This window comes from Neptunicella plasticusilytica, from assembly GCF_047922965.1.
Lineage (GTDB): Bacteria > Pseudomonadota > Gammaproteobacteria > Enterobacterales > Alteromonadaceae > Neptunicella > Neptunicella plasticusilytica.
Genome location: NZ_CP150481.1, coordinates 2,648,123 through 2,663,135, shown reverse-complemented (window position 1 = coordinate 2,663,135; position 15,013 = coordinate 2,648,123). Strand labels below are relative to the sequence as shown.

Below are 15,013 nucleotides of genomic sequence, written 5' to 3'. Positions count from 1 at the left end.
CGGGTGTTAGCCGTTTTGCATCCTTCGGCCTTCTTTATTGCCCTTATGCGGGCCGCGTTTATTGGGTGGTAATAATCGTTTCGTGGCCACCAATTACCTTGAATGGGATATCCCAGGCCTGTTTGCCTTTGTATTCGGCAGGGACTGGATTCATTAGCTGGATGCCACTACTGGCCTGCTTGAATATATTGCCCGTCACGGTGCCGTGGGTGAGCGAGTAGGGCAGCAAGGTGCCCGCTTTAGCGATAGCGAACGGATCGAACGTGCCCAGGGCAGGGGCTTCAATAATGAACTTGCCCTCTTCGTTCCAATCGTTAATGAAGATCTGGTTTTGCTCGGTACCTTCGTCATGCTCTATGGCATTGTTTAGGGCGCTTTCAAATTCAACCATATTGAGGTTTTGGCCATCGAGCACAAAGGTGGTGTTGGCTTTGCTCCACTCCACCGGTTGTACAAATGCACCAAAGTCGGCATCGGTAGGAATTGCACCAGCAAGGGTACCGCCATATATGCCTTTGGCTTCAAAGTTGAGGTAGCCCAACTCGCCAATTTTTCCGGCAGTGGTTAATGTACATTTACCGGCCAGCAAAATGTGGTACATGCCTTCCCAGTAAAAGTAGATAGTGCCGTCTAGCTCATTGGCAGCGTTTAAAATACGGTTGTGGCTTACTTCGGTTGCGACATCGGTTTTAATGTCGTAACCGGACATTTGTAACAGAGGTGCATAGGCTACGGGGGTATTAACGCTGCCAGCACCGGCCATTTCTACCGCACCGGTGACGGAAATTTTATCGCCGGTATGAATAACCGGTTTTGCGCCATTGGTGCCGTTGTCCAGCTCGCGGCTGACTTGCTCGGTTTGCCACGGATCACAGGCGACGCCTTTAGTTAGCATTGCCAGTGCGGTTGCACCTGCTGCGATGTAATCAATACCTTTATCGTCTTCCGCGCGCTTGATGGCGATTGCGATAAATTTACGTTTGAATTTATAACCGGGAGTAATTGACATTATTCTTTCTCCTGCGCATTAGGCTTTTTGTCAGGCTTGTCTGTGGGGCGGTCTTCAACCTCTACCCATTTAAGGGCGGGATGGGCACTAATTTGTGCCAATTTGCCAGGGCTTAACTGGTCGTCTTTAAACTTTGTTTCACCGGGCTGGAATTCGACCGCTGCACGGGTAACGGGTTTGTCGGTATTATTGGTGACGATGATCATGTTGTTACTCCTATTGATTGCCCTGGTACCAGGTTTGTGTAGTAAACCGGTCTATCCACCAGAGACCATTTTTGGCAAAGCCGACTAAATCACCATTGCCTAGTGTGATGGGGTTAAAGTCAGGTGCGGGTGACCAACCAAACAGCTTTTTGCGCAGTTCTTTGCGTAGTTGTTGTAATGCCTCCATCCCTTTACTACCGGTTGGATCATTAATGCTCTGCAAACCAATCACGACACCAAAGCCAACGTTAACCTCTTGTAATGGTTGGCCTACATCCATATCCCGGCTGTTTTGGGCTGGCCGCTCGGTTAGCGGCACAACATAGGCAACACTCGGCTGGTTAATGGGTTGAGCGATAGCGGTGTGAATATTCACCGCTGAGTCAACCTGGTTAAATACCGGTTTAATCTGGGTTTGAACGGCGATTAACATCAGATAAAACCTGTGCTGTTAGCGCGGTTAAAGACAGTGCCGGCATTTTGCATTTCAATGGCGTCATCACCTGCTGGTGATTCGTCGGTGTCGGGCATGCCCAACAACAAGTCTCCTTTGCCGACCGCAGTTAAAAAATTCACCGCAGCGGTATTGTTCTTTTCCACTACCTCATTTACTGCATTGCCGTATAAGTTGTAACGCGCCATTGCGGTACATAAACGCACTAACACGGGAGGTATAGAAGAAAGTGGCAAGTCGTAACGGCCTGCCAGAAAGCCATCGATGGTTGCGCTGGCATCCTCGATGGCAACATTGGCGACCTGGACGTCAATAGCGCCGTTATTGTCGCGGTCGGTAAGGCTGAGTAGTTCAGTCTCGCCAAAGCGTTCAATCAGGTCGTCAATGGTGCAGTAACCCATAGGTGTTTTGCCCCTACTTAGTTACTTGTTCGGCGGCCTTGCCAGTTTTGTTGCCATCCTGGCTGTCGGTTACATTTTTGGCCGCCGGTTTTTTAGTGGCCGGTTTTTTATCCGGGGCAGGTGGGGCTTTCGCAGCAGGCGCTTTTTTGCCTTCTTCTTGCGATTGCGCATCGCGGGCGAGTTGTAAAGCGAGATCCAGCGGTGAACGATCCACCCCATCTGGGATGGCGTCGATGGACACTTCTTTAACAGACAACCGTTTTTCGGCGTGGATAGCTTTGAGTTGGTCATCGGTAAAATAGTCAGAGGGGAAGGCGGTACCGTTATCGGTAAAGCCGTGGCCTGCACGGCGAAACGTGGCCACGCTCGATGCAATAATGATTGCGATTGCTACCTTAGACATAATGTTCTCCTGGTTTAAAACTGGCCCGCGCCAACATCAATAAACACGGGCAAGTTGTAAAAGTTGTAAGGGTTGTAGAGATTCAGCCTGACTTATAAAAAGTCAGGTGAAATTACGTTGAACTTGCCTTTAAGCTCGTTACTTACAGTGACGCCACCGACATCAATCTGATCACGTTCGTTAATGGTGACGGCCAACTGGTACTTGCTGGCGGGTACTACCAGGGTGAGCTTGTTTTTACCCAGCCCCAACGGGCGGCCACCATCGGCTTTAAAGCTGCGCATTAGGTTAATGGCATCCCACAGGGTTTGATTGGATAGCTCTTTTTTGACGCCTACCGCCATTTGCCAAAACCCGTAACCCACGTTGCAGCGACAATCGACGCCATATCGGAAAGTTTTATTGGTAAACACCGCCTCGTCGTTGGGGTTATCCATGGCGACAAACTGGGCTGATTTACGTTCCTGGAATATCAGTGGTTTTAGGCTGCGGCTGGTATCGAGTACGTACCAAGCTTCACCTACATAACCACCGTCAACGATGGCATTGGCAAAACTGGTGTCGGAACCGCTGCCGTCTACTTCGTCATTAACCGGGTGGTCGGTATCAAAAAAGTATTGGCCGTCATAACAGGTGGTAGTGAAGCCAGCGGCTAGTAAGGGGAATACCAATTCGTCCGGGAATACGGATGAGGCATAGCCCATTTCATTCATCATGGGGCCATATACGCCAAGGTTGTCGTCTTCAATGTCGTTACGATCAACTGCTACGGTTGACTCGTAATCTTTATTGATTACGGCATAGGCGTGCTCTTTAATGGATTTTAAAACCCGATCACCAACCCACTCCCGAAAGCCTGGCCACTGGCCTAACCAACCGTATGTATTGGATTTTGTAGTTGACGGCACCACGGTAGCCACTGCGTTAAACATTGGTTCGGCTTTGGTTTTTCCGTCTTCAAAATTTTTGCGAAACGCTGTGCGGATCGCGTTAAGGGTGGATGAGGTAACAATTGCCATTGGTTAATCTCCTGGTGGCTAAATAGGTAAGGGCGAGTACTAAGCTTGCGCTTGTTGCTCGGTGGCTAAAGTTTTTGCGTAATCCTCATGGGAGATCCCCATTTGGGTGGCAATTAACTTTTGGTCCGCCGTTAATGCCGCGACACCGGTTTTATCCTTTGCATCGGGTTTTTGTTCGGTGGTTTGCTTTTGGCCAGACAGTGCAGCAATCGACGCACGACCATCCAAATTGGCTTTAAGCGCAGCAAAGTCGCTATTACCCATTTTTGTTAGGAAAGGGATTTCAGCGGCGGCAATAAATTTGCCATCGTCCTGGGCTTGCTCAATGAGTTGAGCAACAGTGATGGTGTCGTGATTGGCTTTAAGGGTGGCCATTTCGGCTATCACCGCGCTATAGGTTTCCATCGGTACAAACTTGGCTGGATCCGGTTCGGCATTGCCATCGCTGCCTACTTGCGCTTTTAATGCTGCAATTTCGGTGGTTTGGGTACCGTGTTCTTCCACTTTTGCGGTTAAGGCGGCAAGGCCTGCTTTGGCTTCATCCGAGATAAGCAATGCTTTTAAGGCGGCTGGCTCTAGATCTTGTTTAGGATCATCAACTGAAAGGCCCAATGCGTTAAGCAGGGCAAGCATAATTGGGTTCATAGGAGTGTTCTCCGGGGGTTGGTTAGTGAACTGATTGTGTAAAGCTGCGGCTTCGGCCATGCCCTTTATCCCTGGGTCATTGGTTAATGCAGCAGAATGCAGGTCGAGTACTTCCCCGGTGGTTTTGTTGTACATCACCACTGGGGAGTAAAATTTGTATTCTTCATCTTTGATGTGCTGACGCGCAGCGGGGGTAAATTTGAGTTGGGCAAATAGTCCATGACCTTTGCGCCATTCAAACTTTTTGCCCCAGGCACTGGCGGGGGCTTTTTGGCCGTTTTCTTTACTGAGCAGGGTTTGATGATCGTAATCAAATAATAAGCGTTGGCCTGCATCTGCTCGGGCGTTGAGCTTGGCGGCTAGCAGCGCACCAGATACATCATTAATTCGCCACTTATTGCCTGGTATTTCAATGGGGCGACCATCGTAGGCACTAAAGTCGGTGCCCGGTAGAATTTGTTGCCAGGGTTGGTCGAGCTGAATTTCAAATGAACAGGCCGCTATACCCAGCGGCTGTTCTGATTGGTTACTCAGGGCAGCAAAAGACAAGGCCGCTGCTGGCATTGCAGTTACATGGGAAACTCCTGGTTGGAGTGATGTACTAACTAAGGTGTGTTTTTTCATAGCCCGGACAGTGTGCCGGGCTATGGAGTGGGAAGGGGATTAGTCTGGGTTAGTGGTTATTTTAGAGTGGTTCTTACATCTTGCAATTTAAGCCCGTAATAACTTGTTAGCTTTTTTTGAAACTTGGCTTTATCTGAATCGGTAATATCGGCTTGCAAAGCCTGTTCACAGGTGGCTATTTTGGCATCTAATTCAGCATAGTAACGAGCTGACGATTCTTTTTCTTTCATAGCACTAAGGGATTTCATGCCCAATGATAATCCGCACCATTCAATTCCAATAGCAATTAAGCTCACACAAAATGGAATTAACGGTACAATGAGCGCTGTATAGGCCTTCGTTATCTCTATGGAGTTAACGATAAAAATAAGCGCCCCCGAACACCCAGCAATTGATAGATCAAAGGACTTATTACTTTTCATCTACATTGAACCCCGCTTTTTGGGCGGCTTCATTAACTTCATCGATGAAATCGTCTTTTTTATTTACAACGATTTCTAACTTTTTACCATCTTTCTCCATCATTATTACAAGGTAATCGCCCGCGAAAAACTTAACCCAAATTGGTAGCGTTAGAGTGTACGTTACCCTTGCAATAAATGGGCTTGCAATAATAAGCAAAATATAAAACAAAGCTTTGGATAGAGCCAAAACATCATCTGGTTGCACTTATATTACCTTTCTGGATTTATCCACCCGATGGCGAATAACCTCTTCTATTGATCTGCTAATTGACGATTTACCATCAAGTTCTCTGGTAATGGTCTTAAGTTTAATCTCAAACATATCACCTTTAAGAAATTCTCGCTTTCGGTTATTAATACGCTCAATAAAACTATCATCGTTCATTGTCGCACTGACTTCTTCACCATTAGCTAACCTTATCTTCCAACCTTTTTTGCTCTCTAGTGCAACCACGGTAAATATAACGTTCGTGGTGTCTACCTCAGTGAGTTCCTGAGCTAGTATTTTTCTTGGTGGTGCTTTAAAAAACTCAATCTGTTCAGGAGTAACTTGCTCAATAACTTCGTCATCTTCAGTTAGAAAGGTGACCGTTGCACCATCTTCATATTCAGCGGCTTTTTTAACAACCTGATCCAGTCTTTGTCTCACTGAATAGTTAGATATTAGTTTATCGGTTTTTGTAGCAATGGATATTGACTCACCATCGTCAAAAATAATTTTGGTTGTATCGCCTTCTACAAACTTACTTACTGGCGTCCTATTTTTTAGGGCTTTTAATGCAGCAAATACATTGCCTATAGACACTGCCGCTCCTGTTGTTACTATACCTAATGTTTGCAATACATCTGCACCACCTGCATCTAGCCAAGCGGCAAACTCAACAACAAATGACCCTGGCTCATGGGCTTGGACTTCCACTCTAGCCGTTGATTCTTCACCATGAAGTACTTTTGTCGATTCTTTTATTAACGCAGACATATTAATAAGACTATTGCCCAGAACCGTCGCGTCAATTGTATTATCTTCTGTTGAGGTTGAATTATAGGAAAGCTTAAAAATGCATTTAAGTTGTTGTGACATAATCATCCTTAATATTTAGTAGTGACTGACAAAATACATCAAAGACGCAGGAATGTCTTACAAAAAGGCAATTACAAACCGACATGCCCTAGCGACCCCCTAATCCCTGTTTAAATCTTGTCAGGATCGTTTAACTAGGTCAACAACAAGCATTGATAGGTTAAATAATAGATAAGCGCTTAAAATGGCATACAGGCGCTTTTGCTGTTATACGGTTACAGCGTTTTGAAGGTGGTCTTGCAGAATATTCAGGATATGGTCGGTGTCGTTCCAGGGGTTGGAGCCTATGCCTAAGAATTCCCGCTGCGGAATGCCGTCGTCTTCGCGGCCAAACTGGTGGGTTGCGCCGTATTCCAGATTGGTACCAAATTCTAATGTGTTACCTGTGATTTGATAATGTAGCAAATCGCGTAGTGTGCCGGAGTCTTGCAGTATGTCGTCGTTGCCTTTGCGCTTAATGGTTTTGGGGGATAGTGGATCCCATAATTCGCCATCTGGCGCTACCTCTAATTTAAAGCGCTCCTGGTGGGCTTCTAGCAGATACTCTCCAATCTCGCGTAGTGCTGGTTCGAGATTATTGGTTTTTTGGATTAAGCCATTTAGGGCTTTGTTGATTTTGGTTAAGTCTGCGGGGATGACTTGTATAAAGCTACCGGCCATTATTGGTTACCTTTATCTTGCCACAATTCAACTTGTTCTGGTGTAGCTGCGGCGTAGAGTGCTTCAAAGCAATGATTGATAAATTGCTTTTCTTGGCCTGTGGCTTTGTTGGCTAGTTCTTGCAGCTGGTCTGGCGCATTATTCGGTAGAGGTTGTTTGGCCAGCAATTCGGTTGCTTGTTGATACCACTTCATTTTAAAACCTGTTTCATTACGTTGTCGAACCATTTGGCTATATCGGCCCATTCTCCTGCCAGCTGCTCACGGGCCAATACCCAAAATACAAAGTGCTCTGCAAACCATTCCCGATCATTAACGTTGCCATATTCGGTTAAAAACTGGCTTGTTGGTCGTGCTGGAGTACCGGCTTTGTAATGCACCTGGTGACCCATTTCATGCAACCAGGTGAGATAGCGACTGGTTGAGTCGGACATATTACCGGTGGCTTCGGTTGATGCAAACCAACGTTTGTAACCACCTGGCCAAGTATGCTGGCCGGTACCGCTTGCACCGTCTTTAAGTATAGCGTTGATACCGGACAGCATTTTGTTTACATCTACTTTTTTAAGGTTATGTTTGGTGGCGGCCTTTAGGGTGACATGATCATACGCAATACTGGTAAACCCTTCTGGTTTATCTGTTTTGCTAACGGTGTAGCGGTTACGGGCTTGCCATTTGTTGACCCCAAGATATTGGCCTACTTGTTCGGCAATATCCCAGGATTGTTTACCACGGCCCATTTCAACGTTTTTTACCACTACGGTTTTAATGTCGCGTTGTTGTATAAAGCCAACCAATTGTTGCATTTGCGGTGCGGCAGAGGAGTTTAAAACCGACTCCGTGACCTGATTTAAGCCATGCACATTTACTGTTGGTACGGTACTAAAGGCAGACGGTATATGCCGTTTGGGTAAACGCTCGGCCAGCGGTGGAATGTTGGCCCGTTGTTGTCTTAATTTGGTTACCTGGTCAACTTTACCTGGTGTGTAATCAAAGCCTGGGTCTATGCCTACTGGTACATAATGTACTTCACCGGTGGCTTTGTCCGTCCATTCCCTGGTTTCTATTACTGGTTCTTTACTGACTTTTAAGCCCTTGCGCGCCAAGCTTTGGCGAGTTTCACCAAACACTTTACACTTGCAGCCCCAGCCGTTTTGCGGAAACCACACCTGCCAAAAGGGGCTGTCTTTGGGCAATATGGTGCCATCTTTTGCGGCATGAGCGGGACGAGGGTAACGGCTGTCACCGTGTTTGTAGCGCCAGTATTCAAAAGTTTGTAATTGCTGGTAGCGCCCTGCATTGTAGCTTTGGCGCATATTGGTGCTGTAGATGATATTGGCCCGCCATGCAGCTTTGCCGGTATGTTGCCAGCCGTGCTGTTTTACCAGCCCCTTAAACTGGCTTTTAAACCAGTTTAAGGACTTGCCTTCGGCAATAGCACTATCCACCAAGCCGCGCATATCGGCCAGTAAATCGGCTTTGGTGGCACCTGCTACGGTAAAAGCCAGGTTATGTTGATCGCGCCAAACATCGGCCCAGCGCTCGCTGGGCATATCCAGCTTATTGCGAAAAAAGTCGATGGCCTCGGTAAAGGGCAGGGAACCGTATTGGGCGGGCATTAGTTACCCTGGCTAACATCAAAGCGGCCAGCCAGTTCGGCAGCGGCAAAAGCTTGAGCCAGCAACTCTTGGTAGTCGTTAGTGTCTAGCTTGTCTTCCAGCTCCAGTAGTTGTTCTAACAACTGTTCTAATGATTCGGCATTAGCCACCAGGTCTTCTATGGGTTGCATTAACCTGGCAAAGGTTTCTGTCGACTGCTTTTGCAGATTGTCGGTGAGTGTGTCGGCAGCGTCTGGTTCTTCGGATCCTTCGACAGGCTCAGGGCGAACGGAAGTGACGGGACTTCTGGACTTGAGTGCCGCAATCGCTAGTTTTAGTGCAGCGGCTGAGTCACTGATTTTGCCTTTTTTGACGGCTTCGGTTAGCCCTTCGACTGCTCGTGCCTCGCGCTCAGGGTGAACGGTGGAGGTTTTCCCTTCGACAGGCTCAGGACGAACGGCTGATGTTTGCTGGGCAGATAATACAGCTTCGCCGTTTTGAGGCATGGGTATGCGCAGTTTTTCGTGTGCGTAGGAGGCGGGTACTTGCACGCCAATGCCAACCAGCGCGGGTAGTGCCTCGCTGTATAGTTTAAGATCTTCTGGTTCTTGTACATCAAATACCAGTTTAGGCTTGCGGCGTGGATCACCGGTGTAACTTTTGCCGTTAAGCATATACATAGGCCAGATTAAATCGCGATTTAAGGTATTGGCAATTTGGCGTACGTCATGATCGCGGATGTCCTGGCGAACTTCGTTATGTACGTTGCCCAGCGCCTGACTGCCGGTGCTGTCGCTTTGGCTGGTTAGGGTTTGGCCTAAAATACATTTGGATTGGGCGCGTTCACAAAACATCATCATGGTCATAAACGGATCACCACCACCGCCTTTGGCGGCGTCGTGAAACTCCATTTCCATGCCTTTGGGCATAATACCGCCTGCATTATGGCCAATGTTGATTACGGCTTGTAACAGGCGTTGTTTTTCGCTGTCTGTGGCACCACTGGGGTATTTACCTAAACGGATTGGGATGCCGTAAATTTCTAAAAACTCGGCCAAATCCCGCAGGGAATAGCTTTTAAACACAAACGGCCAGCTAAGTTGGCGCACTAAGCCTATACGGGCGGGATAGCCGCTTTTGGCGGCATGGCGGTGGTGTAGCCAATTTAATGGCCTTAGTATTTCGCCTTTGCCGGTTTGATCACGCAGAGCAATGACGTTTTGGTCGTCCTGATGCAACTGGAACCACGTAGCTGGGCGATGCTCAAAGTGTTGAGGAATGCGAAAGCCCCGATAGTTGTCCCAGTTGAATTCAGTATTGCTAAAGCCTTTTAGAATACCGTCGGCCATGCCAAACAGTACATCGTGCCAGTTATCAGTATCACGCAAAATTTGGTTTAACTCGATCGCATCTTTTTTTTCTTGGGTGCTAGCATTCACCGGTGGTTCAACTTCATGAGGCACAGCGGTAATTGCCATTTTACGTTTAAATAACTCGGCCTGAATTTGGGTGTCTTTTTCTTCCAGATCTTCGGCTAAATAGCTTTGCTGAATTAAATCACCTTGCTCAGCATTGGTGAGTATTTGGTTTAGCCTGGCAGGTGTTAACCCACTGCTTGGGTGTTCGGCAAACTCACGACGCATCATTGCAACGCGGGGATTGTCATCGGTTTGTTTTTGGGTTAGCTCTTTTTCGCGCACACGGTAACGTGTGCCATTGGTTTCAAAGGTTTCCATTAGTAGCAACCTGCCTGGTTATAGGTGATATCGTCGTCGCTGCTTTGATTCCAGCGATCTTGTTTGTCGGGTATGGGGGTAAAGTCGATTTCGCCGCCTTCCATTTGGCTGGCCGCCACCATCATGCAACAGGCTACAGCGCTGTCGCCGTGGCGCTTTTTGGCTTGGTCGGTTTTGGTATTGGGTAAGCACGGTACGCCACGGGTATTAATTTGAATGGCGCGTAAGTCATCCAGAATGTCCGCATCTTTGGGGATCATGATGGTGCTGTCTTCAAAATGGGCCTTCATGCGCGGCATGTTTTCGATGTACCATTTTTCGGTAATCTTTACCGCCTCTACTAACCCTGCGCCGTACTTTTCAACCGCTTGCTCGGCCAGATAGTCACCATTTCCTGTGGCATCCATTTGCGCACCCATAAAACGGGGTAGACGATCTATGAGATAAAATAAGATCTGCTCTTGCTGCCGATAGGGAATGTTTTTTAGTTCAATGACTAGTGGTACACCAATATCCAAATTTTGTTGAATAGCTCCAATCCATAGGGCGGTTAAGTCGCCTTTGCGGGCAAAGTCTTCACCTAAGCAGTGGCGTAAATCAGCACTGAGTTTTTCCAACTCGGGTTGCAGTACTTCGGTTAACCAGTCGTTAATATCGGCTTTGCGCAAGTGCTCTGACTTTTGATTCCAGTCAGCGCTTTTTTCAAGTCGGATTACAATCGGTTCGGGTCGCATGGCATTATCGATTAGGGCGCGACTTAAATAGGCACCCCCACCGGCTTTTGGAGCACAGAAGTATTCTTCCAGGGCGTCTTCCTGGCTGGCTGTGTCACGCAGTAAATCCGCTTTCCATTGTTGTTCATTTTCTTGTGACCATTCCAACCCGCGTACTTGACAAATGCGCTGGTAAAGGCCCTCGGCACAGGCATCATCCAGGGTAATACGATGAATAGAATAGCGTTTTTTACCGGCGCGACTGTCCTGAATTAGCTGGTTAAATAGATTATCAATGCCGTTATGGGTGCTGATAAGGCGTACTTTTGCGCCCCACATGGTTAGGGCTAATGCTGCTTTTAATACCTCGGCCAGTTGATCATGAAAGGCCGCTTCGTCAATAGTAACGTTACCCTGCATACCCCGTAAGTTACTGGGTTTGGAGCTGAGCGCTTGTATTTTAAAGCCACTGGCAAAGTGGATCACAAAGGTCAGGATCTCTTTGCCTTCTTGGCCTTCATCCACAAAAATTTCTTCTTGTATGTCACCGGCGGCTTTATCAAATGCTTTGGCCCACATGGCCGCAGCATCAATAAATTCACGCGCCATTTCTTTGTTACTGCCCACATAAAAGTGGTTGGTTCCGAGTGCGCTTTTTGACCGGCTGGCAGTTAAAACTGCATCTGATGCCTCTGCCCAAGTAATACCTGTTCGGCGGGATTTTTCTGCAATTTTTAGAGGTGAGTCGTCAGCAACCCAACGCTTTTGGTAACCAAGAAGTAGTTCGTTTGGATCAAAGGGAATGAACGTGGGTAAGCCAAAACGTGTTTCTAAACGGTCGACCTGTTCAATCGCCTGTTGGTATTTACTTAGGGATAAGTTGAACTCCTTTGGTTTTGCCGGGGGTAACTTCATTAAGCAATACCCAGTATTTCACGCTTAATTTTGTCGACGCCTTCGGCAGTCATCCCTGCGGCTTTGGCTACAGTAGCTGCTTGCTCTGCGGCCTGTTGTGCCATGGCTTTACGTATTTCTTGCTCGCGTTTATTGGATTCGCTGGCGGCTTTCTCTAATTTTTCAACGCCTATGGCTAGCTCTTTAATAAACTTGGGAGGGACGGGTTCGCCTGATTCGCTAAGTTGCAATACTTGATCAAACGCCAGGGTACGTACCATTTCGATAAGGACTTTACTGACTTCACCGGTGGGTTTGTTACCCAGTTGGTCACACCACATTTTGGATACTTCGCGCGCTTCTTGAATTTTACCACCCACGGTGGCCATGCGGGTGGCATAGCGATTGACACCGCTACGGCTTAGTTTTTCATCCTCTGGAAGGCCAGCGGCTTCAATCAGGCTGTTAACATGATCCAATACTTGGGTTTGGGTGACCGAGGGATTGCGCAGCAGCTCGATAAGTTCGGCTTTGATATCGTCCGGTAATTGGTCAATTTTACTGGGCTTGCCACGGGTGCGTTTATCGGTCATTTGCTGTCCCAGCCTTTTCTCGCTAGTTCTTCACCCATTTGCTTATGTACCCTTGGCAGCGCTAATTGCAGTTCATCTAACAGACGATAAAACTGCGGGCACTGTTTACGCATGTGTTCTCTATAGCTAGCGGCATGCTTTGGGTACTTTGGTTCCATTACCTTTTTGGCAAGATCCTCAATAACAAAGGCATGAGCCAAGCGATCAATGATCTCTTTTTCTGCATTGGTACATGTTTTACGCTGTGCCATCTCTACACCTTTGGGCTTGGGCGCTTAATACCCGGTGAACTGGCTAGGCCACGTTCTACATCCAGTCCACGTTGGGTGATGGTGGCGATGGTGTAGCTTTCGTGTTGATCCAGTTTGACTAAGCCTTGCTCTTGCAACCAGTGCAGGTGGGTACCAAGTTTGTCTTGAGTCATGCTATTGCCGTAGCTTTGGCATACAGACTGAATAATGCTGTTGTTGGCGGCATAGCCATCCATTGCTGCCAGGCAGTGCAATATGGATAGTCGCTCGTGTTCGTTCATGATTTGGTTAATGGCCATTATTGCTTTTCTCCACTTGTTACACCGCGCAGCTCGTTTTCGAGCAACATGTTTTGGTTGTTTAATATCTGTTTAAACAGGGGTTCCATGCCTTCTAGACGGCCTTCGAGCTTGGCCATTGTCTCGCGGGATTGCTGGCTTTCTTTGGCGGTTGGCAGGTGTTTTACATGGCCATCGATGGCGTTAACCATGTCACGCAGTTTGTAATGTTCTAGCTTGTGGGCGGTAAAGCTGGCCTGATGCTTTGCAAAAGCGGCTTTGTGTTCTTCCAGGTCTTTTTTGGTGGCAAAGTACTTACTGAGCCAGAACAGGGCCGCAGCGGCTAAAATAAAGGTTACAACGGTGTAAAACCGCCAGTTCTCGCTGATGTGGTTAACGACTGCATCCATTATTTGCGGCTCCGTTTGTCATGATCTTGCTGGCAGGCTGTGCAACGCTGGGTGTTGGGTACAATTTCGCGCCGGGCTTGTATATTGATATCGCAGTCTTTGCATAGTGGTGTGCCGTCTGCTGATACGTTTACAGGCGGCACGGGTGGCAGGTCAAATACGCGGTTTTCCATTGCCAACCTGGTGAAATGTTCGCTGCGCATTTGTGCTTCGTCGACGCTATCCATTAATCGGTGGCACCATGTTTGCTGAACTTGTCCCAAGTTCTAAAGCCAAACCAGGCAAGCGTGGGAGCCGCAATGGCTAGGGCCAACTCCATATTGGCACCGCTGCCAATATCAAAGGCGCTCAGCAATTCACTGACACAAACGTACCCACAGGTAAACCAGCTATGCCGGTTGGCGACTTCTGGCCGCACACCTTTTATGTCTTTGCTTTCACGTATGGTTAGTTGTTGCTGGGTGTGCATGGCTGTGTCGTGTTCAAGACGGGCTTTTTCTCGCTCGGCTTCTACCTGAGCCAGTCCCAGCCTAATTTGATTGACCTCGGCTGGATCGAGCGAGTCAATTAAGGCTTGCAGTTTGGTGCTTTGCTGGTCGGTGGGCTTGCCCTGTATGGCCTCGACGGTACCGGCAATGGTTTCGGCTACCGCTTCGGTTTTGCCACCTTTGGATTGACCAAACAGGCGAATTAGGGCGGGGCCTGCACTGAGCAGGGCTGCAATAAATGGGGCCATTAGTGGTTTACTCCTAGTTGGGTACGAATGTGTTGCAAGTGCTGATTTGCCAGGCGTTTGGCCACTGGGTGCCCTTGTGTGATGTAATGTTTGATTTCCGACAAGGTTGGGCTGTTCCACCCTTTGCGCCAGTAACTGGCTGCGGTGGCGTTGTTGCTGCTTTCGGGTAGGATAACGGCGGCGTTGGTGAGTGCGGCGGTGCGCTCGGCGTTTAAGCGTGCCTCGCGGCCCATGTCGTACCACATTTTATTAAATTTGCTGCCGTTTACTCCGGGGGCGATGATCATGAATCCCCCGGATATAGAATGCGGTTGGCGCTACACAAATAGTGGCTAACAGTGCCTTTACCTGCCCAGGTGTTGTAGTGATACTTCCAGTACTTAGCACGGCCCAGCAGATAGTCGGGTATTTCATTGGGTATTAACTTGTACTTTAAGCGGCAGAAGATAAATGACAGCAGTGGATTGTTATCCAGTTGCTCTATGCTGCATTGGGTGATGTCTACATCAAAAAAGAGTTTGATAGTGGATATATCAGCCTGACGCGTGCGGGCTTTTACATCGTCAAAGCCGATTTGGTCGAACTGGCAAAGACCGTGGCCACTATTGGGTGTTGAGTCCGGATAGGTTCCTAGCTGTGTTTCGGCACAGGCTGTTTCCAATAAAAGACGGGCAGCAAAGCCATTGATGCCATAGCCTAAACGATGCGCCACCACATCTGCCAATGTAATAGCATGGTCGCGGCTTTTTAGGCCGTAATAATAAGTGAGGTGTTGCTTTTCTTGGTTCATGCCGCCATCTTAGCGATGGCGGCGGGGGAGTTGAGTTTAGCCTGGGCTA

23 protein-coding genes are annotated in these 15,013 nt (G+C 48.0%); all 23 read right to left on the bottom strand.

Features of this window, described 5'->3' with window-relative positions; all coding sequences use genetic code 11:
* Positions 1–58: 58 nt before the first annotated feature.
* On the bottom strand, positions 59–1,009 hold the full coding sequence (locus V1467_RS12020; protein ID WP_416305214.1) for a hypothetical protein: 951 nt from the start codon (positions 1,007–1,009) through the stop codon (positions 59–61).
* A complete protein-coding gene (locus tag V1467_RS12015; protein ID WP_416305213.1) occupies positions 1,009–1,215 on the bottom strand; it encodes a hypothetical protein in 207 nt (68 codons plus the stop codon). The genes V1467_RS12020 and V1467_RS12015 overlap by 1 nt, the downstream gene beginning before the upstream one ends.
* Before the next feature lie 10 nt (positions 1,216–1,225).
* Positions 1,226–1,648, bottom strand: coding sequence for a hypothetical protein (locus tag V1467_RS12010; protein WP_416305212.1), 423 nt, complete (start codon positions 1,646–1,648; stop codon positions 1,226–1,228).
* Positions 1,648–2,070, bottom strand: a complete 423-nt coding sequence (locus V1467_RS12005) for a gp436 family protein (protein WP_416305211.1) — start codon at positions 2,068–2,070, stop codon at positions 1,648–1,650. The genes V1467_RS12010 and V1467_RS12005 overlap by 1 nt, the downstream gene beginning before the upstream one ends.
* Before the next feature lie 13 nt (positions 2,071–2,083).
* Positions 2,084–2,473: an HI1506-related protein gene (locus V1467_RS12000; RefSeq protein ID WP_416305210.1), complete on the bottom strand. Its 390-nt coding sequence runs from the start codon at positions 2,471–2,473 to the stop codon at positions 2,084–2,086.
* A gap of 92 nt (positions 2,474–2,565) precedes the next feature.
* Complete coding sequence (locus tag V1467_RS11995; RefSeq protein WP_416305209.1) at positions 2,566–3,492, bottom strand: Mu-like prophage major head subunit gpT family protein; 927 nt, start codon at positions 3,490–3,492, stop codon at positions 2,566–2,568.
* 39 nt (positions 3,493–3,531) lie between these two features.
* Entirely contained in the window at positions 3,532–4,701 is a 1,170-nt protein-coding gene (locus V1467_RS11990) for a phage protease (RefSeq protein ID WP_416305208.1), read from the bottom strand.
* Between the two features lie 116 nt (positions 4,702–4,817).
* Positions 4,818–5,183 carry a hypothetical protein gene (locus V1467_RS11985; protein ID WP_416305207.1) on the bottom strand — a complete coding sequence of 122 codons (366 nt, stop codon included), beginning with the start codon at positions 5,181–5,183 and terminating at the stop codon, positions 4,818–4,820.
* On the bottom strand, positions 5,173–5,430 hold the full coding sequence (locus tag V1467_RS11980; RefSeq protein WP_416305206.1) for a hypothetical protein: 258 nt from the start codon (positions 5,428–5,430) through the stop codon (positions 5,173–5,175). Before V1467_RS11980 ends, V1467_RS11985 begins: the two co-directional genes overlap by 11 nt.
* Positions 5,431–6,306 carry a hypothetical protein gene (locus tag V1467_RS11975; RefSeq protein WP_416305205.1) on the bottom strand — a complete coding sequence of 292 codons (876 nt, stop codon included), beginning with the start codon at positions 6,304–6,306 and terminating at the stop codon, positions 5,431–5,433.
* Positions 6,307–6,513: 207 nt separating this feature from the next.
* Entirely contained in the window at positions 6,514–6,966 is a 453-nt protein-coding gene (locus V1467_RS11970) for a phage virion morphogenesis protein (RefSeq protein WP_416305204.1), read from the bottom strand.
* Positions 6,966–7,160 carry a hypothetical protein gene (locus V1467_RS11965; RefSeq protein ID WP_416305203.1) on the bottom strand — a complete coding sequence of 65 codons (195 nt, stop codon included), beginning with the start codon at positions 7,158–7,160 and terminating at the stop codon, positions 6,966–6,968. The genes V1467_RS11970 and V1467_RS11965 overlap by 1 nt, the downstream gene beginning before the upstream one ends.
* Complete coding sequence (locus V1467_RS11960) at positions 7,157–8,584, bottom strand: phage minor head protein (RefSeq protein ID WP_416305202.1); 1,428 nt, start codon at positions 8,582–8,584, stop codon at positions 7,157–7,159. The genes V1467_RS11965 and V1467_RS11960 overlap by 4 nt, the downstream gene beginning before the upstream one ends.
* Positions 8,584–10,299 (bottom strand): DUF935 domain-containing protein, encoded by a 1,716-nt coding sequence (locus tag V1467_RS11955; protein WP_416305201.1) that lies wholly within the window; start codon positions 10,297–10,299, stop codon positions 8,584–8,586. The genes V1467_RS11960 and V1467_RS11955 overlap by 1 nt, the downstream gene beginning before the upstream one ends.
* On the bottom strand, positions 10,299–11,927 hold the full coding sequence (locus tag V1467_RS11950; protein ID WP_416305200.1) for a hypothetical protein: 1,629 nt from the start codon (positions 11,925–11,927) through the stop codon (positions 10,299–10,301). The genes V1467_RS11955 and V1467_RS11950 overlap by 1 nt, the downstream gene beginning before the upstream one ends.
* Entirely contained in the window at positions 11,927–12,499 is a 573-nt protein-coding gene (locus tag V1467_RS11945) for a DUF3486 family protein (RefSeq protein ID WP_416305199.1), read from the bottom strand. The genes V1467_RS11950 and V1467_RS11945 overlap by 1 nt, the downstream gene beginning before the upstream one ends.
* Positions 12,496–12,750: a hypothetical protein gene (locus V1467_RS11940; protein ID WP_416305198.1), complete on the bottom strand. Its 255-nt coding sequence runs from the start codon at positions 12,748–12,750 to the stop codon at positions 12,496–12,498. The genes V1467_RS11945 and V1467_RS11940 overlap by 4 nt, the downstream gene beginning before the upstream one ends.
* Before the next feature lie 2 nt (positions 12,751–12,752).
* Complete coding sequence (locus V1467_RS11935; RefSeq protein WP_416305197.1) at positions 12,753–13,049, bottom strand: ArsR family transcriptional regulator; 297 nt, start codon at positions 13,047–13,049, stop codon at positions 12,753–12,755.
* On the bottom strand, positions 13,049–13,438 hold the full coding sequence (locus tag V1467_RS11930; RefSeq protein ID WP_416305196.1) for a DUF2730 family protein: 390 nt from the start codon (positions 13,436–13,438) through the stop codon (positions 13,049–13,051). The genes V1467_RS11935 and V1467_RS11930 overlap by 1 nt, the downstream gene beginning before the upstream one ends.
* A complete protein-coding gene (locus V1467_RS11925; RefSeq protein ID WP_416305195.1) occupies positions 13,438–13,665 on the bottom strand; it encodes a hypothetical protein in 228 nt (75 codons plus the stop codon). Before V1467_RS11925 ends, V1467_RS11930 begins: the two co-directional genes overlap by 1 nt.
* Positions 13,665–14,174 (bottom strand): hypothetical protein, encoded by a 510-nt coding sequence (locus tag V1467_RS11920; protein WP_416305194.1) that lies wholly within the window; start codon positions 14,172–14,174, stop codon positions 13,665–13,667. The genes V1467_RS11925 and V1467_RS11920 overlap by 1 nt, the downstream gene beginning before the upstream one ends.
* Positions 14,174–14,461, bottom strand: a complete 288-nt coding sequence (locus V1467_RS11915; protein WP_416305193.1) for a hypothetical protein — start codon at positions 14,459–14,461, stop codon at positions 14,174–14,176. The genes V1467_RS11920 and V1467_RS11915 overlap by 1 nt, the downstream gene beginning before the upstream one ends.
* Entirely contained in the window at positions 14,458–14,964 is a 507-nt protein-coding gene (locus V1467_RS11910; RefSeq protein ID WP_416305192.1) for a hypothetical protein, read from the bottom strand. The genes V1467_RS11915 and V1467_RS11910 overlap by 4 nt, the downstream gene beginning before the upstream one ends.
* Positions 14,965–15,013: the final 49 nt, after the last annotated feature.